The sequence below is a fragment of the Agarivorans sp. 2_MG-2023 genome (assembly GCF_030548085.1).
In the GTDB taxonomy this organism is placed as follows: Bacteria; Pseudomonadota; Gammaproteobacteria; order Enterobacterales; family Celerinatantimonadaceae; genus Agarivorans.
On sequence record NZ_JAUORQ010000010.1, the window covers coordinates 109,954 to 124,579 of the forward strand.

At 44.1% G+C, this 14,626-nt stretch carries 16 protein-coding genes; 9 read left to right on the forward strand and 7 right to left on the reverse strand.

All coding sequences use genetic code 11. The annotated features are described in order from the left end of the window. The first annotated feature begins 167 nt into the window (after positions 1–167). Both Q4549_RS15615 and Q4549_RS15620 read left to right on the forward strand, forming a co-directional pair. Positions 168–392 carry a hypothetical protein gene (locus Q4549_RS15615; protein WP_303553332.1) on the forward strand — a complete coding sequence of 75 codons (225 nt, stop codon included), beginning with the start codon at positions 168–170 and terminating at the stop codon, positions 390–392. A 38-nt stretch (positions 393–430) separates the two neighbouring features. Then, entirely contained in the window at positions 431–925 is a 495-nt protein-coding gene (locus tag Q4549_RS15620) for a hypothetical protein (protein WP_303553331.1), read from the forward strand. Positions 926–941: 16 nt separating this feature from the next. Here Q4549_RS15620 and Q4549_RS15625 read toward each other — a convergent pair whose 3' ends face one another. Next, positions 942–1,361, reverse strand: a complete 420-nt coding sequence (locus Q4549_RS15625; RefSeq protein ID WP_303553330.1) for a hypothetical protein — start codon at positions 1,359–1,361, stop codon at positions 942–944. A 2-nt stretch (positions 1,362–1,363) separates the two neighbouring features. Then, positions 1,364–2,590, reverse strand: coding sequence for a site-specific integrase (locus Q4549_RS15630; protein WP_303553329.1), 1,227 nt, complete (start codon positions 2,588–2,590; stop codon positions 1,364–1,366). A 373-nt stretch (positions 2,591–2,963) separates the two neighbouring features. Between Q4549_RS15630 and Q4549_RS15635 the strand changes: the two genes are divergently transcribed. Together Q4549_RS15635 and Q4549_RS15640 are read left to right on the forward strand one after the other, a co-directional pair. Beyond that, complete coding sequence (locus Q4549_RS15635) at positions 2,964–4,454, forward strand: DNA cytosine methyltransferase (protein WP_303553328.1); 1,491 nt, start codon at positions 2,964–2,966, stop codon at positions 4,452–4,454. A gap of 14 nt (positions 4,455–4,468) precedes the next feature. Next, positions 4,469–5,566, forward strand: a complete 1,098-nt coding sequence (locus Q4549_RS15640; protein WP_303553327.1) for a DUF3883 domain-containing protein — start codon at positions 4,469–4,471, stop codon at positions 5,564–5,566. A 202-nt stretch (positions 5,567–5,768) separates the two neighbouring features. Here the strand turns inward: Q4549_RS15640 and Q4549_RS15645 are convergent, their stop codons facing one another. Beyond that, the gene (locus tag Q4549_RS15645) at positions 5,769–6,227 is read right to left on the reverse strand and encodes a hypothetical protein (RefSeq protein WP_303515815.1); all 459 of its coding nucleotides are present in this window, start codon (positions 6,225–6,227) and stop codon (positions 5,769–5,771) included. Between the two features lie 324 nt (positions 6,228–6,551). Beyond that, positions 6,552–7,319: a uridine phosphorylase gene (gene udp / locus Q4549_RS15650; protein WP_137673823.1), complete on the reverse strand. Its 768-nt coding sequence runs from the start codon at positions 7,317–7,319 to the stop codon at positions 6,552–6,554. 242 nt (positions 7,320–7,561) lie between these two features. Between udp and Q4549_RS15655 the strand changes: the two genes are divergently transcribed. Beyond that, complete coding sequence (locus Q4549_RS15655; RefSeq protein ID WP_303515820.1) at positions 7,562–7,969, forward strand: META domain-containing protein; 408 nt, start codon at positions 7,562–7,564, stop codon at positions 7,967–7,969. An 11-nt stretch (positions 7,970–7,980) separates the two neighbouring features. Here the strand turns inward: Q4549_RS15655 and Q4549_RS15660 are convergent, their stop codons facing one another. The 3 genes from Q4549_RS15660 to Q4549_RS15670 form a co-directional block, all read right to left on the reverse strand. Continuing rightward, positions 7,981–9,030 carry an SO_0444 family Cu/Zn efflux transporter gene (locus Q4549_RS15660; RefSeq protein ID WP_336622627.1) on the reverse strand — a complete coding sequence of 350 codons (1,050 nt, stop codon included), beginning with the start codon at positions 9,028–9,030 and terminating at the stop codon, positions 7,981–7,983. Continuing rightward, entirely contained in the window at positions 9,014–9,421 is a 408-nt protein-coding gene (zntR, locus tag Q4549_RS15665; protein WP_303515823.1) for a Zn(2+)-responsive transcriptional regulator, read from the reverse strand. Before zntR ends, Q4549_RS15660 begins: the two co-directional genes overlap by 17 nt. A gap of 116 nt (positions 9,422–9,537) precedes the next feature. Then, the gene (locus Q4549_RS15670) at positions 9,538–9,954 is read right to left on the reverse strand and encodes a VOC family protein (protein ID WP_303553326.1); all 417 of its coding nucleotides are present in this window, start codon (positions 9,952–9,954) and stop codon (positions 9,538–9,540) included. 118 nt (positions 9,955–10,072) lie between these two features. On the opposite strand from Q4549_RS15670, the gene soxR reads away from it, so the two are divergent. The 4 genes from soxR (at position 10,073) to purH (ending at position 14,548) form a co-directional block, all read left to right on the forward strand. Beyond that, the gene (gene soxR / locus Q4549_RS15675; RefSeq protein ID WP_303553325.1) at positions 10,073–10,534 is read left to right on the forward strand and encodes a redox-sensitive transcriptional activator SoxR; all 462 of its coding nucleotides are present in this window, start codon (positions 10,073–10,075) and stop codon (positions 10,532–10,534) included. Positions 10,535–10,605: 71 nt separating this feature from the next. Next, positions 10,606–10,782 carry a DUF6435 family protein gene (locus Q4549_RS15680; protein ID WP_137673817.1) on the forward strand — a complete coding sequence of 59 codons (177 nt, stop codon included), beginning with the start codon at positions 10,606–10,608 and terminating at the stop codon, positions 10,780–10,782. Positions 10,783–10,849: 67 nt separating this feature from the next. Further along, on the forward strand, positions 10,850–12,685 hold the full coding sequence (locus Q4549_RS15685) for a diguanylate cyclase (protein WP_303553324.1): 1,836 nt from the start codon (positions 10,850–10,852) through the stop codon (positions 12,683–12,685). A 270-nt stretch (positions 12,686–12,955) separates the two neighbouring features. Next, positions 12,956–14,548, forward strand: coding sequence for a bifunctional phosphoribosylaminoimidazolecarboxamide formyltransferase/IMP cyclohydrolase (gene purH / locus Q4549_RS15690; protein ID WP_303515833.1), 1,593 nt, complete (start codon positions 12,956–12,958; stop codon positions 14,546–14,548). Positions 14,549–14,626 lie beyond the last annotated feature (78 nt).

The window sequence follows — 14,626 nt, forward strand, 5'->3', positions numbered from 1 at the left end:
AATATACCTCGATATAGTTAACAAAAGTAAATTAATCGAGTCCTCATGACTTTGTTAAAGCTATTTCTTGCACCAAAGCTACCTCGACAATACACTGACTTAGTTGTTATTAGTGGTTTGTAAGGGATAATGATGAAAAGCAACTTCGAGAGACAAGCGATTCAAATATGAAAACGGTGATGATTTACAGCCTTCTAGTAATCCTTAACATCATCGTTAACTTTGCTATTTTTAATTATTCGTTTGTTGTTCAAGCCACTCAGTTTTTGCATGAAGAGCAGCGCGTTGATAGTGCGATGCTGTCACTGCAAACTACGTTACCTGCATATATTGTATCGGCAATAATTACAGCGTTAATCTTCTACTGGGTATCACGGCGGCATACACGTTAACCTCCCTAAGTAACCACTCCCAAATAAAGGTTGAGACAATGAAGTTCTTTGTTTTCGTTTTTTGTGTTTTGCTGTCAGTTCGCACCCTTGCTAGCGAGCTGATCATTTCGTCAGACATTAAAATCACTTATCCAGAACCCGAGCTAATTTCGCATAGCTCTGACACACTCATACTGAAATACCCTAATTGGACTTTTTCTCACTCAGCTATCAACCCTGAGACTATGTATGCTGCAATCGATTTAACAGGTATAGAGCTTGATTTCATTCAATCTATTTTTGTTTCTGAATTAAGAAATAAACAACCCGATTGGTTATCCACACTGGCTACTGAGCAAGCTGAATCTTTGGGTTTATCGAGTAACAAAGCAATAGAGAAAGCACTGGGTACAGCAACCATTTATGCTGTTTATAACTCAGATGAAACTACGGGGTATGTTTTCTTAGTCGAAGATACACAAGCTCACCAGATAACAATTATCGGTAGTAAAAAGCATTACCTGAACGTAATCCAATGGCTGAAATTAAGATAACCTAGCCTATGCAATATCAGTTAGCGAAAGCGTGAATAATCAAAGAGCGCGTATCTTCAAGCTGTTCAGCTAAACGCCCCATGGGATAGCCCTCTTCCGCCATACCCTTTACCTCAACGATATTGTTTTCGAAATAAATGAGTGCGTCTGAGTACTCAACATAACGATAATCCATTTCTGCTTCAAGATTCACAGGGTAAGCAGCTTCTACATTCTTAAGGGCAACACCGCGATACACCACAATGTTTACTGGGTATGCTCTTGGCCGAGAATCACCATGAGCATTCCACTGAAACCATTCAACGCCCAACAATTTTCCGCTCATCGACGGTGTACCAAATGCTTTGTAAGGTAAAACATAGGTGTGCTGTTCAATCGGCGCTTGGCTACACGCTGATACCATCAATACGCCAAGCAATAGCACTAATGCTCGCATTATCAATTCACCTTCGCATCGCGTTTCAACCTGTCCACCATATTCAAGTAGCTTAACCACTTATCTAAAGCTTCGATTTTCTCTGGAAAGTATTGGCTTCGGTTATAAATACCACTCACACCCGAAATAGTGTGACCTAATAGATGGTCGGCAATATGAGGATGCACACCTAAATCATTCAATTTGGTTGCCATAGTTCGGCGTAAGTCGTGCAGCGTCCATGGCTCTTTATGCCCTAGTTGCTTCCATTGCTTGCGACCAAATTGACTAACCGGCTCAGAACGCTTTAATCCACCCAGCACATAGCCAGTTCGTTGCGTAGAGAATTTTAGTTCTAGCAACCAAGGCAACAGTACTTGAGGGATAGGGCGCATAATTTTTTCAGCGGTTTTGCTGTTAGCTTTGGGTACTGTCCACACCAAATTATCAAAATCCCATTCATCCCACGTAGACATTCTCACTTCTTGGGTTCGCGCACCAAAAATCACTAACAGCAAAATCAAGTTACGATAGTAGTCGGGAAACTTATCTGATTTGGTATGTTCGATAAGGCTAAACAGCTCATCTTCTGTAAGTACCCTGTCTTTTTTGGCTTGCTTCTTACCCACATCGGAAATGATTAAATCATCGAGAGCATGACTTTCAACAAACCCGCGCTTGCGGCAAAACACCAAAGACTGTTTACACCCTTGGAAAACTAAACCCGCTGCAACAGGTGCAGGTTTGCGTTTGCCCTGCCCTTTTCTAACCCGGTCAAAGCAAGAACACCACATCGCAGTAGATACCATTTCAACAGGTAGTGAACCAATATACGGGTAAATATGGCGTTTGAATTGGCCGCGATGTTTCTCGTAGTTTTTGCGGTGCTCTTCGGCGTATTCCACTAGCCAGTATTCGAGAGCATCTTCCACGGTGATCGGCTTTTCCCGTTTCTCTTTGGCAAGCTGAATTTCAATGGCGGGATCGGCATTATTATTTAGCCACTCTCGACAATCATCACGCTTCTCTCGCGCTTGCTTGATTGAGGTGTCTGGATAAGTGCCTAAAGTGACCCATTTGGGATTAGATTCTCGCCCACCTAAACGGTAACGATACACCCAAGAAATTTTTCCATTGGCTGAAATTCTGGCTGACAAGCCTGCCCCATCGGCCACCACTTTTTGGCCGTCATAAGGCTTGCCGTTGACCGACTTTAAAAACTTATCTGAGAGCTTATTTATGGCTGACATATCAATATTTGCTACACACGCTGCTACACACATTTCATTGCTTGACGATAATCCGCAATGAACACCCATGAATCAAAATGTAGCAAAGTGATTTAAAATCAGCAAGTTACAATAATACCGATGAATTTCAGTGAACAGCAGAAAACACTGTTTTTATAATACGGCATGAACTAAAATATCTACCATAAGATACTGAAGTCAAGAAAAAGCCAACCTTTCAAGGTTGGCTTTTTTGTTTGGGTCGAGCACTAGGTTACACACAGAATGAGCTTAGTCTTCTTCGGAAAAGGATGAAAATCCGGTATGATACCCAACAATCTGACGGACAACGTCTCCAAAAATATTTGTACTGACAGGAATAGTAGCTAGCAATATGACCGCGATAACACCTGAAGAACGACAGATCTGGGCAGATATCCGGCAAACCAAGGTTAATATGTTGGCTCAAAAAGGTACGGCTAGAACTCTGGATTTGTTTGCGGGTTGTGGTGGCATATCACTAGGCTACCACAGAGCAGGCTTTGAGATAAAAGCGGGGGTCGAGATAGATAAATATGCAGCCAAGACTCATGCTTTGAATTTCCACGCTCATCTTGGCGAAGATATGCAAGAAAAACATGGCCTCCCTCGGGATGTTACCCAACTGGAGCCAGAAGACATAGTCAGGGAGCTTCATTTAGGTAATACGGTACCAGAATCGATTGATATGATTGTTGGTGGCCCACCATGCCAAGCATTTGCACGCGTTGGTAGATCAAAGCTGCGTGAAGTTTATGATCACCCAGAAGCTTTCAAGATTGATCCCCGTAGTAACCTGTATTTGCGTTACCTTGATTACGTTAAAGCTTTTCAACCTCTAGCCATCATGATGGAGAACGTTCCAGATGTTCTTAATTTTGGCGGACATAACATTGCGGAAGAGGTTTGCGAAGCATTGGAAGACATGGGATATGTCGCAAAGTATACACTGATGAATTCCGTGTATTTCGGCGTACCTGAAATGCGTGAGCGTATGATCCTAATTGCTTATGCACAAGAGCTCAACATCGCAGACGTGACCTTCCCCGAGCCAACACACTACATCGACTTGCCTCGCGGATACCATAGCTCTCGTCAGGTAGCCCTAAAAACTGTTCAGCACGGTTGTGATGCGCACCACTACGTTGAGCTGACAAAGCCTACTGAGGACCTAGCTTCAGCAATTACAGCGGAAGAAGCACTGATAGACCTGCCACGTATTCCCAACGATCACCGCTGCAAGCTAAGAAAAGCACCACAGCGTTTTACCACGTTAGACCCCTATCCTAATGTTGAATTGAATGACTATGCCCAACTAATGCGTCATGGATGGTCCCAGTTCGGCAACGATGATGGGGGGGTATTTGACCACTTGATCCGCTTCCTGCCACGCGACTATCCAATTTTCGCACGAATGGCTGCCGGTGATCAGTACCCTGAAGCGCACCGCGTCGCACTGGCAATGTTTGAAGAAGCTCTAGCTAAAAAACGAGATACAGGTAAAAATATCGCCGAAGCCTCAGAAGAATACGAAGCTCTAATGAAAAGCATCGTACCTCCATATGATCCTGGTAAGTTCCCAAACAAATGGCGGAAAATGGAGCCAAATCAACCTGCCCGTACTTTAATGGCTCACCTTGGCAAGGATAGCTACTCGCATATCCATTACGATTCAACACAGGCACGCACCATATCTATTCGTGAAGCTGCACGTCTGCAGTCATTTCCTGATGGCTTTAAGTACGCTGGTAGCATGAATCCGGCATTTAAACAAATCGGCAATGCAGTACCTCCACTTATGGCTTTTGCTGTAGCCTCACATATTCGTGAACAACTCAACTTTTAAAAAAGGACCCTTTGATGGAAAAAATAGCAATCAAACGCCTATCGTCCTCTGACCTTACGTTATTCAATTGTCATTTTGACCCGAAGGCTGGCACCAGACAAAAAGCCTGGAACCTAGATAAAAAAATATTTCTTGAACAGATGTACCCAACTGAATGGGGAGACGAAAAACACAATGTAACATTGGCCCTCAACGGGCCTGATGGCTCCCTCAGAAACGTACTTGAACGTAAAATTGTACGCCAACAGAAGAACATGCGGTTAAATGGTGAACTTGTTAATGCACATGAATCTGGTAATGATCGTTATGCGCTCCTTCAGAACCATGATTACGCAGTCATGGTCTTTAACGGCGCCCCCTTCCCTACTCAAATTGAAGCCTTCCTGATTGCTAACAGCAGCAGCGATGATAACTCGCTGCATAAAGCTATAACTCAGCAATTTAGCAAAATTTTTAACCAGCATCGGTCTATGGTAGAAATAACCCGTAACGATGTTAGGTTACTGTTAGATTCATCCAATATGTCCGTTGATTACCCACTTCAAAGAATATTCGATGACGCGCTCATCGAAGACGCAGTGCAAGGCGGTATTGATGGCTTCAAAAAGCTACGAGTGCGCCGAAAAGGTCGCTTTGTTTCAGAAGAGGAGTTAGCAAATGCCAGAGAAAATGCGAATGCTACTGGTAAGCTCGGTGAGCGGTTGGTTAACGAGTACTTCATAGCACTAGAGCAAAGTAGCAAAATTAATAACTTTGAATGGGTAGCAGAGAGCAACCCTATCTCACCATTTGATTTTACTCTCACACAGAATAATTCTGCCGATGAACATCTTCTTGATGTAAAGACGACTAAGCATGCATTCCATACTAAAATCCACATTTCAATCGCAGAACTTCTGGAAGCCCGCGATAGCAGGAAGCGCTATGATATTTATCGAGTATATGAAGCGGCTGATTCTGGAGCTAGAATGCGAATCTCAGAAGATATTGGCAATAAGGCATCAGAAATTATAAGTTCAATCGATAAAATGCCATTTGGAGTAACTTGTGACAGTGTCACAATCGACCCAAGTATTTTAGACTTTGGCGAAGAAATCATACTGGAAGGTTAGTTATACCAACCGATGTCCTAACACCGAGCAACGCAGAAAGAATATTTCTACAATCAAAGATTGGGACACCAAGCCAAAAATAAATGTCAGACAGATTGAAGGCATACGACGAACCAAAGAGAACACCAGTTCATAACATATTGATGAAAAAGCCAAAGTGATTAATTTCACTTTGGCTTTTTTGTGTCTGCTACACACTGAGCTAGCTAAACTCGGTACCAAATTTACGGCTGCAGGTGGCTTTAAATTCTTCAACCTGAGGCTGAGGGATATCTATAGTAAACTCGACATCGTGAATCATACCTTGGGCAAATAAGCTCGCATTGCCACTCTTCAACAACTTATCACTAGATGGCACATCTAAGGCAACACCTTGATTATTGCGGATTGCACTGCCTATTCCCTCAAGGGTTTCGCCACCCGCTAATTTTACCTTGGTGCTAAGTTCTATCCGAGGTTCGTGATAGGCGCGATTTCCATACATATTTGCTTGATAGTTACCCTCGGGATAGCAAACAAAGATCAACATATTGCGCTCATGAGAGACGATGGTAGCGATATGAGTAATCTCTTCACCAAATGCATCTTTGTGAACTAAAACATCTGCGCTTGCCGTCGCTGAAGCCATGATCAAGGAAGTTGCGATAAGTCGTTTTTTCATAATTAACACCATCAAGATACGCGCCAAATTTAACAATAGATAAAGTACCATTGGCAATATTTAATATCGTCAAATAAATAATGAGCAGTTTCTAATACTTGAGGGCGATCGTATTTTAGGCTGCAGCGGACTAACACGATACTGGGTTTAGCTAAGTGACTTCGACTACTTGTATTAGCGAGATGGACTGCATGCTGAGTTTGCCCAATCATTCACCTAGCTGATTCTGACACAAAAAAGCCCAATCACTCCTAAAGAGAGATTGGGCTAAATGTTTGGAAAGGATCGCCAATACATCAGACAACATGTATTGGCATTTTATCATTAGCCAAGCATCTTACGTGCGGCTTCTACTACAATGTTTACTGCTTGATGCTCAGTGTTTTTCATCAAGCTTTCATCAGGAATTTCTTGTTGAGTACGGTTAACTATAACGCCCGCTACACAACCGGCTTTTAAACCTTGAGATGCACACATGGTGAATAAGGTGGCACTTTCCATTTCAAAGTTAAGCACCCCCATAGCTTGCCACTCTTCCATCGAGCCTTGAAAGGCTTTCACTACTCGGCCAGATACCGTGTCGTAACGCTCTTGTCCTGGGTAAAAGGTATCACTTGAAGCTGTTACACCGACATGGCAAGTCGCGTTAGCGTCTAGCGCCGCGCTGTTTAAGGCCTGCATACAGGAGAAATCGGCAACTGCTGGGAATTGCATTGGAGCAAAATGGCTGCTGGCACCATCTAAACGAACCGATGCAGTGGTAACAATCACGTCACCAACATTAATGTGCGGCTGAATAGCACCAGTAGTACCTACGCGCAAAAAGGTCCGAATACCTAACTGGGCTAATTCTTCTACCGCGATTGACGTAGATGGACCACCAATACCAGTTGAACACACTACAACAGGTGTGCCATTCAACTTGCCAAGGTAAGAGGTAAACTCACGCTGTGAGGCTAAAAACTCTGGCTCTTCCAATAATGAAGCAATACGCTCTACGCGTTGTGGATCACCCGGAATAATGGCCAACGTGGCGCCTTTCAGCATTTCTGGGTTCAAACCTAAATGAAATACACTCGCTTGCTGATTCATGTTTACCTACTTAATTTCGTCCAATGATTGATGAGCGAAGCATAGGACGAGAACTGTCCAATAAGTGTGAAACATCTCGCATTTGGCGGTAACTTAGTGCCAATTAGGCTGATAGTTACTTTTTGTGTTGATATTAAAACCACCTAAAAAAAACATTAATTTTATCAGTAAACGAACTTTTCACTCTCTCTGTGTTCTACAATAGCTTGAAATAGTTTTTGTGCTTACTTGAGGTAACTACCATGAATAAACAGCTAATTTTGGGTTTAACAATCGCGTTGGGCTTAACCGGCTGTGCCAGTAATCAATCGGAGCCAAGCATGGATTTAGCAGATAGCCGTTGGTATATGACCGGTGACTTTTACAACATTGCCGACATTAAATTGCCAGCGTTCACCTTAGAAGAAAACGATAAGGGCTTTAAAATTTCTGGCACCACGGGTTGTAATAACTTTTTTGGCCAAGCTGAGTGGAATGGCAAACAGCTGATGGTTAATCAGCCTATTGGCATGACACGCATGTTGTGTGACGACATGGCGAACAAGATTGAAATGGAGTTCATTCAAGCGTTAGAAGAACCACTAATGAGTGACGGCGAAAATTTGCGCTTAAACAACGGTGCAATGTTTAAGCGCGTGCCAACTAATTAATAATAATGAACTTATGCGGCAGTGCTCACCCAGCGCTGCCGCGCATCATTAAGTCCTGCGCGTAACATCAATATCGCAATAACCAAACTACTACTTACCACCCACCAGCTATTCACTAACTGATGCTCTTGCCAAGCTACCGGATTTACTTGCCAGTGCCATTGGCCAATTGCCCAATCTAAGCCCCAGCCAAAGGCCATTGCACTAACAACAACACCAGTTAAGTAGGCGACTAACGCACGCATTCCCATTTCTTGGCGAACCAACATTAAGGTAGCAACATTAGTGGCCGGTCCCGCCAGCATAAATACCAAGGCCGCCCCTGGCGATATACCAGCAATGATTAAACCTGCGGCAATGGGCGTTGATGCTGTAGCGCAAATGTACATAGGCACGCCAACCAACACCATCACTAACATAGTGATCCAGCCTTGTCCCCAGCGAGTCATAAAGCTCTCGGGCAAGTAAGTTTGAATCAAGGCGGCAAATACCAAACCGATCAATAACCATAAATAGCTGTCTCCCACCAGTTCGGCAAAGCTGTTCAGCCAAGCGCTTATTTTTTGTTTAACGCTGAGCTTTACCTCAGCAGTTGCTTGCTGCTGTTGGCTAGCATTTTTTTTGCTACAGCAACTTTTTACTTCGCTAGTAACCGGCTTATTATCTTCGCTGTTTCCCACAAGTAAACCTGCCACTATTGCACTAGTAATAGCAGCTACGGGCCGAACAATGGCCATTACAGGCCCCAATAAGGCATAAGATACTGCCACTGAATCTACACCTGTCTCCGGTGTGGCAATTAAGAAAGAGGTGGTGGCACTTTTAGATGCGCCCGCTCGGCGCAGGCCCATGGCGGCGGGAATAACCCCACAAGAGCACAAAGGCAAAGGCGCGCCAATAAACGCCGCTTTAATGGTAGTACTAGGCTTACTATTGCCTAAGTGCTTCGCTAGCCAACGGCTTGGTAAGCCTAATTTCAAGCTAGCAGCAATAATAAAACCTAAAAACAGCCAAGGAGCAGCACTTAAAAACAAACTTACAAAGTTATTCAATAACATCATCTAAGGCCTTTAATATTGAACAAGAGGTAGCACTTTCTTCACCGCCGCAGCACTCGTCATGCAGCTTTTTGAGGGTGGCTTCAAACGCTTGCAGTTGAAGCAATTGTTCCTGCACCTTATATAGCTTATGGGCTACCACACTGCTTACATCGCCACAGCTAGAGGTTTCAGCATGCTCGCGCAGGGTAAGCAGCTCCAAGATATCTTTAATTGATAACCCGGCTTGCTTGGCGCGCTGAATAAAACCAAGCCTTGCCAGGTCTTGTTCGCTATACATTCGGTATTGATTCGCCCCACGAGCTACTGGCGCTAACAAGCCCTTACGCTCGTAAAAGCGCAACGCTTCCACAGTTAAACCACTGAGTTTTGCTAATTCGCCAATTTTGTACATGCGACCCTCCATCTACACCTATGATAAACCCTGTAGCTAGGTATAGGGTCAAGGATTTTCTCAAAGAAACAAAAAAAGCCTGACAAGCAGGCCTTTAAAATAGGTGTAGGTGGAGTCTATTCGTAAAGGTTTCGCTCTTTTGGTAAGTCTGATGAGTACTCTACAAACTCCACTTCAAAGCCATTTGGGTCGCGGAAATACACGTTTCGCCGATGCGCACTTTGCGCCCCTTCATGATGAATTTCAAAGCCTGCCGCCAGCAAGCGACTAATCACAGCATCTAGGTTAGCCGTTACATATCCATAATGCGCCACGCCTAATTGATTCCCCTCTAAAGGCCGATTTTCACCATATCCATTGTCGTTAAAGGCAAGATAATGATTGTCGTCACCAAAATGCAGCCAACGTCGATCGGTGCCGTACCACGTTTGCTGGCCCTTCCCCCTCACCCACCAATGGGGAAATGCCGCTTTATAAAAAACTAACGTTTGGTCCATGTCTTTAACTGTTAGGTTTATATGTTCTAAATACATACGCTTCTCCGTGATTGCTTAATCGTCTTAAGTATTGACTTAGTAAACACCTTAAAACCTCAAGTTAAGTTGAGGTAAAGCTTTTTCTTTACTAAACTCGAAAAAAATGGAGAGCAAGATGAATCAACAAGCCAAACACGCTTTATCGGTAGGCGCAGTGGCCAAACGCTGTGGCATAAAAGTATCTACCCTGCACTTTTATGAGGCCAAAGGCTTGATTCAAAGTCAGCGAAATCAAGGTAATCAACGTCGTTACCACCCAGAGGTACTAAGAAGAGTATCGGTAATTAAAGCGGCCCAAAAAATGGGAATTAATCTGGCAGATATTAAAGCGGCTTTTGCCAGTTTGCCAAACAACCGCACACCCAATAAAAATGACTGGGAACTGCTCTCTCAGCAGTGGCGAGAAAGCTTAAACCAACGGATTGAGACAATGACTCGACTACGAGATTCCTTAACCGGTTGTATTGGTTGCGGCTGCTTGTCAATGAACAGCTGCCCGCTGTATAACCCCGACGATCAGTTAGCCGCTCATGGCACTGGGCCAGTGATCTTAAATCGCAGCAGTGAACAAACCTAGCCAAAAATAATCAATTTACAGAGAACTTTTTACTGCATCCATGCGTTCTTATTAATAACAAAGGAGTGTTTATGTTTAGTTTTCTGAAACCCAACCCTATCAAACGCAAACGCCAAAAATACGATGCCTTGCTTGAATCAGCTATGTTGGCGCAACGACGCGGTGACATTATGACCTACTCAATGTTGAGTGCCGATGCAGACGAACTGTGGAAAGAGATTGAGCAACTAGAGACTGAAGTGAAATAGCAGCTTTAACTGGCTTAAATAACCTATGCGCAAGTTATTGATGTAAAAGTTATTTTAAGCCATTAAGTTGAGACAACACGATACCCCGTCCATACTGGTTAATTATCAACCAACCTTTGTACTCTTGGTGAAAGATATTTTAAGCAATCAACAAGACTCCAAACCCAAGTTCGTGAAATTAGGCACCGTAGTCGCAATGGTTGCCTTTTTCAGTTTAGCTATTCTCGCCATTGTATTTACCGCGCTAGAGAATATCGAAGATGAGGTTCAGCTTAAAGTTAAAGAATCTTTGCGCACCGTGCTAAGGGCTACTCAAGAAGCTCATCATATTTGGATCCAACACCGCTTGTTAGAGCTACGTAATGCGGCTCAGTCGGAACGTATTACTCTGTCTGCCGAAATTTTTAGCAACCCTAAAAGCCCCTCTATGTTACTCGCTAGTGCCGAAGCTAACGTAGAACTAAGCTTTGCCTTAATGATGGAAACCTATCAAGACGATGCCTACTGGTTAAGCGATGTAGAAGGGCGAATACTTAACTCGAATATGCACAATCAAGTCAATACCCTGCACCCTTTGTTTGAATATGAACACCTTAAAATGAATCGGGTTTTAGAAGGCGAAGCCATTTTTATTACTGGCATTAACCAAGCTAAAGCCAAACAGCTCAACAATATGTACTTCTCTGCACCGGTTATTGACCAGCAGCAACAAATTAAAGGGGTGCTTATTATTAGCGTGAATCAAGCTGACCACTTTAGCCGAATTACCCAACTCGGCCGAATTTGGGACTCTGGAGAAACCTATGCCTTTGATCGTAACGGCCTAATGCTCTCGTCCAGTCGATTTGATGAAGAGTTACATCGCTCTGGTATTTTAGAACCGGGGCAAAGCGCAATTAATAACCTCTATATTACCGACCCCAAAGCACAAGCTAACAGCACCGATAGTAGCTTCAAAGCACTCACCTTTATGGCTCAAAGTGCCACTCAAGGTAATACCAGCTATAACACCGAAGGTTATCCAGATTATCGAGGTGTAACAGTGGTAGGTGCTTGGACATGGCAACCCACCTACGATTTTGGCTTAACCACCGAGATAGACAAAGCTGAAGCCTTTGAAGTCTACGGCCGCACGCGAAACATTGTGGTACTAGGCATTGTAAGCTCGGTGTCGGTAGCAATCAGTTTGTTTTTTCTACTCTACTTTAGCCAACGCAACGCCAAGCTTAACTTACGCCAGGCTCAGTTAGTATTAGAAGACCGAGTAAGGGAGCGCACCTCTGACTTAGAAGCCTCGCAACAAGAGTTAAGAACAGCCTACCGAGAGTTAGAGAAACAATCAATTACCGATAGCCTCACCGGGATCCCTAATCGCCGCTGCGCGGATGAGTTTTTAGAACAAGAATGGCGACGCGCCCAGCGCGGCGGTTATCCAATTACCATTATGCTGATAGACATTGATCACTTTAAACAATTTAACGATCACTACGGTCACCCTGCTGGTGATGTTTGTTTAGAGCAAGTCGCCAAAGCCCTCATTGATACCGGCATTTGTAAACGCCCTGGTGATTTAATCGCCCGCTATGGCGGCGAAGAGTTCATCGCCATTCTTAGTAATAGTGATTACGACTATGCCGAGTACGCGGCTAACCGCCTGATTAAATCAATAAACCAACAACAAATACCCCATAAGTTCACCCGAGTGGAAGGCTTATCTCATGTCACTATTAGCGTGGGTGTGTCTATTGCAGAAAGTGCCGATATCGGCCTTGAAGAAATCATTAGCTTGTCTGATCAAGCCTTATATAACAGCAAGCAAAATGGCCGAAACAGTTACAGCTTTAAGCTACCTATTGCCGCCAAGCAGCAAGCAAATAACCAGCAAACCACCAAATCGGGTTAACGAACAAAAAGCCTAAGGCCAGCCCCAACTCCGCCTTTAAGGCTTATTTTTATCACCAAGCGGTCAACAAAGCCCAGTTAACGGCTTGTGTTCATAGTACTTTCTGCGCTTTTAGCCACCCAGTTGGTGTCAATTCCCAAGATTATTCAGCTAAAAACGGCGCATTCTTCACACTTTTACTGTAAAATGCGCGCCTCAAACCTAAGTTGTTTATTTTTCGGGCAACTTGTACCGCTAGCGCATATAACTGCTAATGAGGATAAAACTCCAATGGAAAACGCTCGACCAATTCGACGTGCACTGATCAGTGTTTCAGATAAAACAGGCATCATCGAATTTTCTCGATCTTTAGCCCAACAAGGCGTAGAGATCTTGTCTACTGGTGGCACCGCTAAACTACTTGCCGAAAACGGCATTGAAGTGATTGAAGTTTCTAACTACACCGGCTTTCCTGAAATGATGGATGGACGTGTTAAGACCCTTCACCCAAAAGTACATGGTGGCATACTAGGTCGACGTGGTACCGATGATGAAGTGATGGAAACTCACGGCATCAACGCTATCGATATGGTAGTAGTAAACCTATACCCATTTGCAGCCACAGTTGCTAACCCAGATTGTAGCCTTGAAGATGCGGTTGAAAACATCGACATCGGTGGCCCTACCATGGTGCGCAGCGCGGCTAAAAACCACAAAGACGTAACCATTGTGGTAAATGCTTCTGACTACGATCGCGTATTGGCTGAAATGGCCAGCAACGACAAATCACTCGCACACGCAACGCGCTTTGACTTAGCCATTGCCGCTTTTGAGCATACTGCTGCATACGACGGCATGATCGCTAACTACTTCGGCACCATGGTACCAAGCTATGGCGACAACAAAGAAGGCGACGAAGAAAGCAAATTCCCACGTACCTTCAATAGCCAATTCACTAAGAAGCAAGACATGCGCTATGGCGAAAACAGCCACCAAGCAGCTGCTTTTTACGTAGAAAACAACATTGAAGAAGCGTCAGTATCTACTGCCACTCAACTACAAGGTAAAGCCTTGTCGTTTAACAACATTGCCGATACCGATGCTGCACTAGAGTGTGTAAAAGAATTTAACCAACCTTGTTGTGTCATCGTAAAACACGCTAACCCTTGTGGTGTGGCGCTAGGCGATAACATTCAACAGGCTTACGAACGTGCTTACCAAACCGACCCTACCTCTGCATTTGGCGGCATTATTGCCTTTAACCGCGAGTTAGATGCTGATACCGCTGAAGCGATTGTTTCTCGTCAGTTTGTTGAAGTGATTATTGCTCCAGCAATCTCTAAAGCCGCAGCACAAATTGTTGCCGCTAAGAAAAACGTACGTTTGTTAGAGTGTGGCGAATGGTCTACTAAAACCACTGGCTTACAGCTTAAGCGTGTAAACGGCGGTTTGTTAGTTCAAGACCGTGACCAAGGCATGGTAAACCCAAGCGACTTAAGCGTAGTAAGCAAACGCCAACCGAGTGAAGAAGAGTTGCGCGATGCACTATTCTGCTGGAAAGTAGCAAAATACGTTAAATCTAACGCGATTGTATATGCTAAAGGCAACATGACCATTGGTGTTGGCGCTGGTCAAATGAGCCGCGTTTACAGTGCCAAAATTGCTGGTATTAAAGCGGCCGACGAAAACCTAGAAGTAGCCGGAAGTGTAATGGCATCAGACGCCTTCTTCCCGTTCCGCGATGGTATCGACGCAGCAGCTGAAGCAGGTATTACCTGTGTAATTCAGCCTGGTGGTTCAATGCGTGATGATGAAGTGATTGCCGCAGCCGATGAACATGGCATGGCTATGGTATTTACTGGCATGCGCCACTTCTACCACTAAAAACCAACAGCCAGCCTCGCGCTGGCTGTTTTGTATTTCGGCTTGCTAAGCCAAGCCTCGTTTACTCAGTATTGGATA

What these genes read in the sequence shown, in the direction of transcription:
- soxR (WP_303553325.1), top strand. Translation starts at nt 10,073, where the DNA reads ATGAATCAACAAGCCAAACACGCTTTATCGGTAGGCGCAGTGGCCAAA.
- Q4549_RS15655 (WP_303515820.1), top strand. Translation starts at nt 7,562, where the DNA reads ATGAATAAACAGCTAATTTTGGGTTTAACAATCGCGTTGGGCTTAACC.
- udp (WP_137673823.1), bottom strand. Translation starts at nt 7,319, where the DNA reads ATGAATCAGCAAGCGAGTGTATTTCATTTAGGTTTGAACCCAGAAATG.
- Q4549_RS15660 (WP_336622627.1), bottom strand. Translation starts at nt 9,030, where the DNA reads ATGATGTTATTGAATAACTTTGTAAGTTTGTTTTTAAGTGCTGCTCCT.
- Q4549_RS15680 (WP_137673817.1), top strand. Translation starts at nt 10,606, where the DNA reads ATGTTTAGTTTTCTGAAACCCAACCCTATCAAACGCAAACGCCAAAAA.
- Q4549_RS15625 (WP_303553330.1), bottom strand. Translation starts at nt 1,361, where the DNA reads ATGCGAGCATTAGTGCTATTGCTTGGCGTATTGATGGTATCAGCGTGT.
- zntR (WP_303515823.1), bottom strand. Translation starts at nt 9,421, where the DNA reads ATGTACAAAATTGGCGAATTAGCAAAACTCAGTGGTTTAACTGTGGAA.
- Q4549_RS15635 (WP_303553328.1), top strand. Translation starts at nt 2,964, where the DNA reads ATGACCGCGATAACACCTGAAGAACGACAGATCTGGGCAGATATCCGG.
- Q4549_RS15670 (WP_303553326.1), bottom strand. Translation starts at nt 9,954, where the DNA reads ATGTATTTAGAACATATAAACCTAACAGTTAAAGACATGGACCAAACG.
- Q4549_RS15615 (WP_303553332.1), top strand. Translation starts at nt 168, where the DNA reads ATGAAAACGGTGATGATTTACAGCCTTCTAGTAATCCTTAACATCATC.
- Q4549_RS15645 (WP_303515815.1), bottom strand. Translation starts at nt 6,227, where the DNA reads ATGAAAAAACGACTTATCGCAACTTCCTTGATCATGGCTTCAGCGACG.
- Q4549_RS15640 (WP_303553327.1), top strand. Translation starts at nt 4,469, where the DNA reads ATGGAAAAAATAGCAATCAAACGCCTATCGTCCTCTGACCTTACGTTA.
- purH (WP_303515833.1), top strand. Translation starts at nt 12,956, where the DNA reads ATGGAAAACGCTCGACCAATTCGACGTGCACTGATCAGTGTTTCAGAT.
- Q4549_RS15620 (WP_303553331.1), top strand. Translation starts at nt 431, where the DNA reads ATGAAGTTCTTTGTTTTCGTTTTTTGTGTTTTGCTGTCAGTTCGCACC.
- Q4549_RS15630 (WP_303553329.1), bottom strand. Translation starts at nt 2,590, where the DNA reads ATGTCAGCCATAAATAAGCTCTCAGATAAGTTTTTAAAGTCGGTCAAC.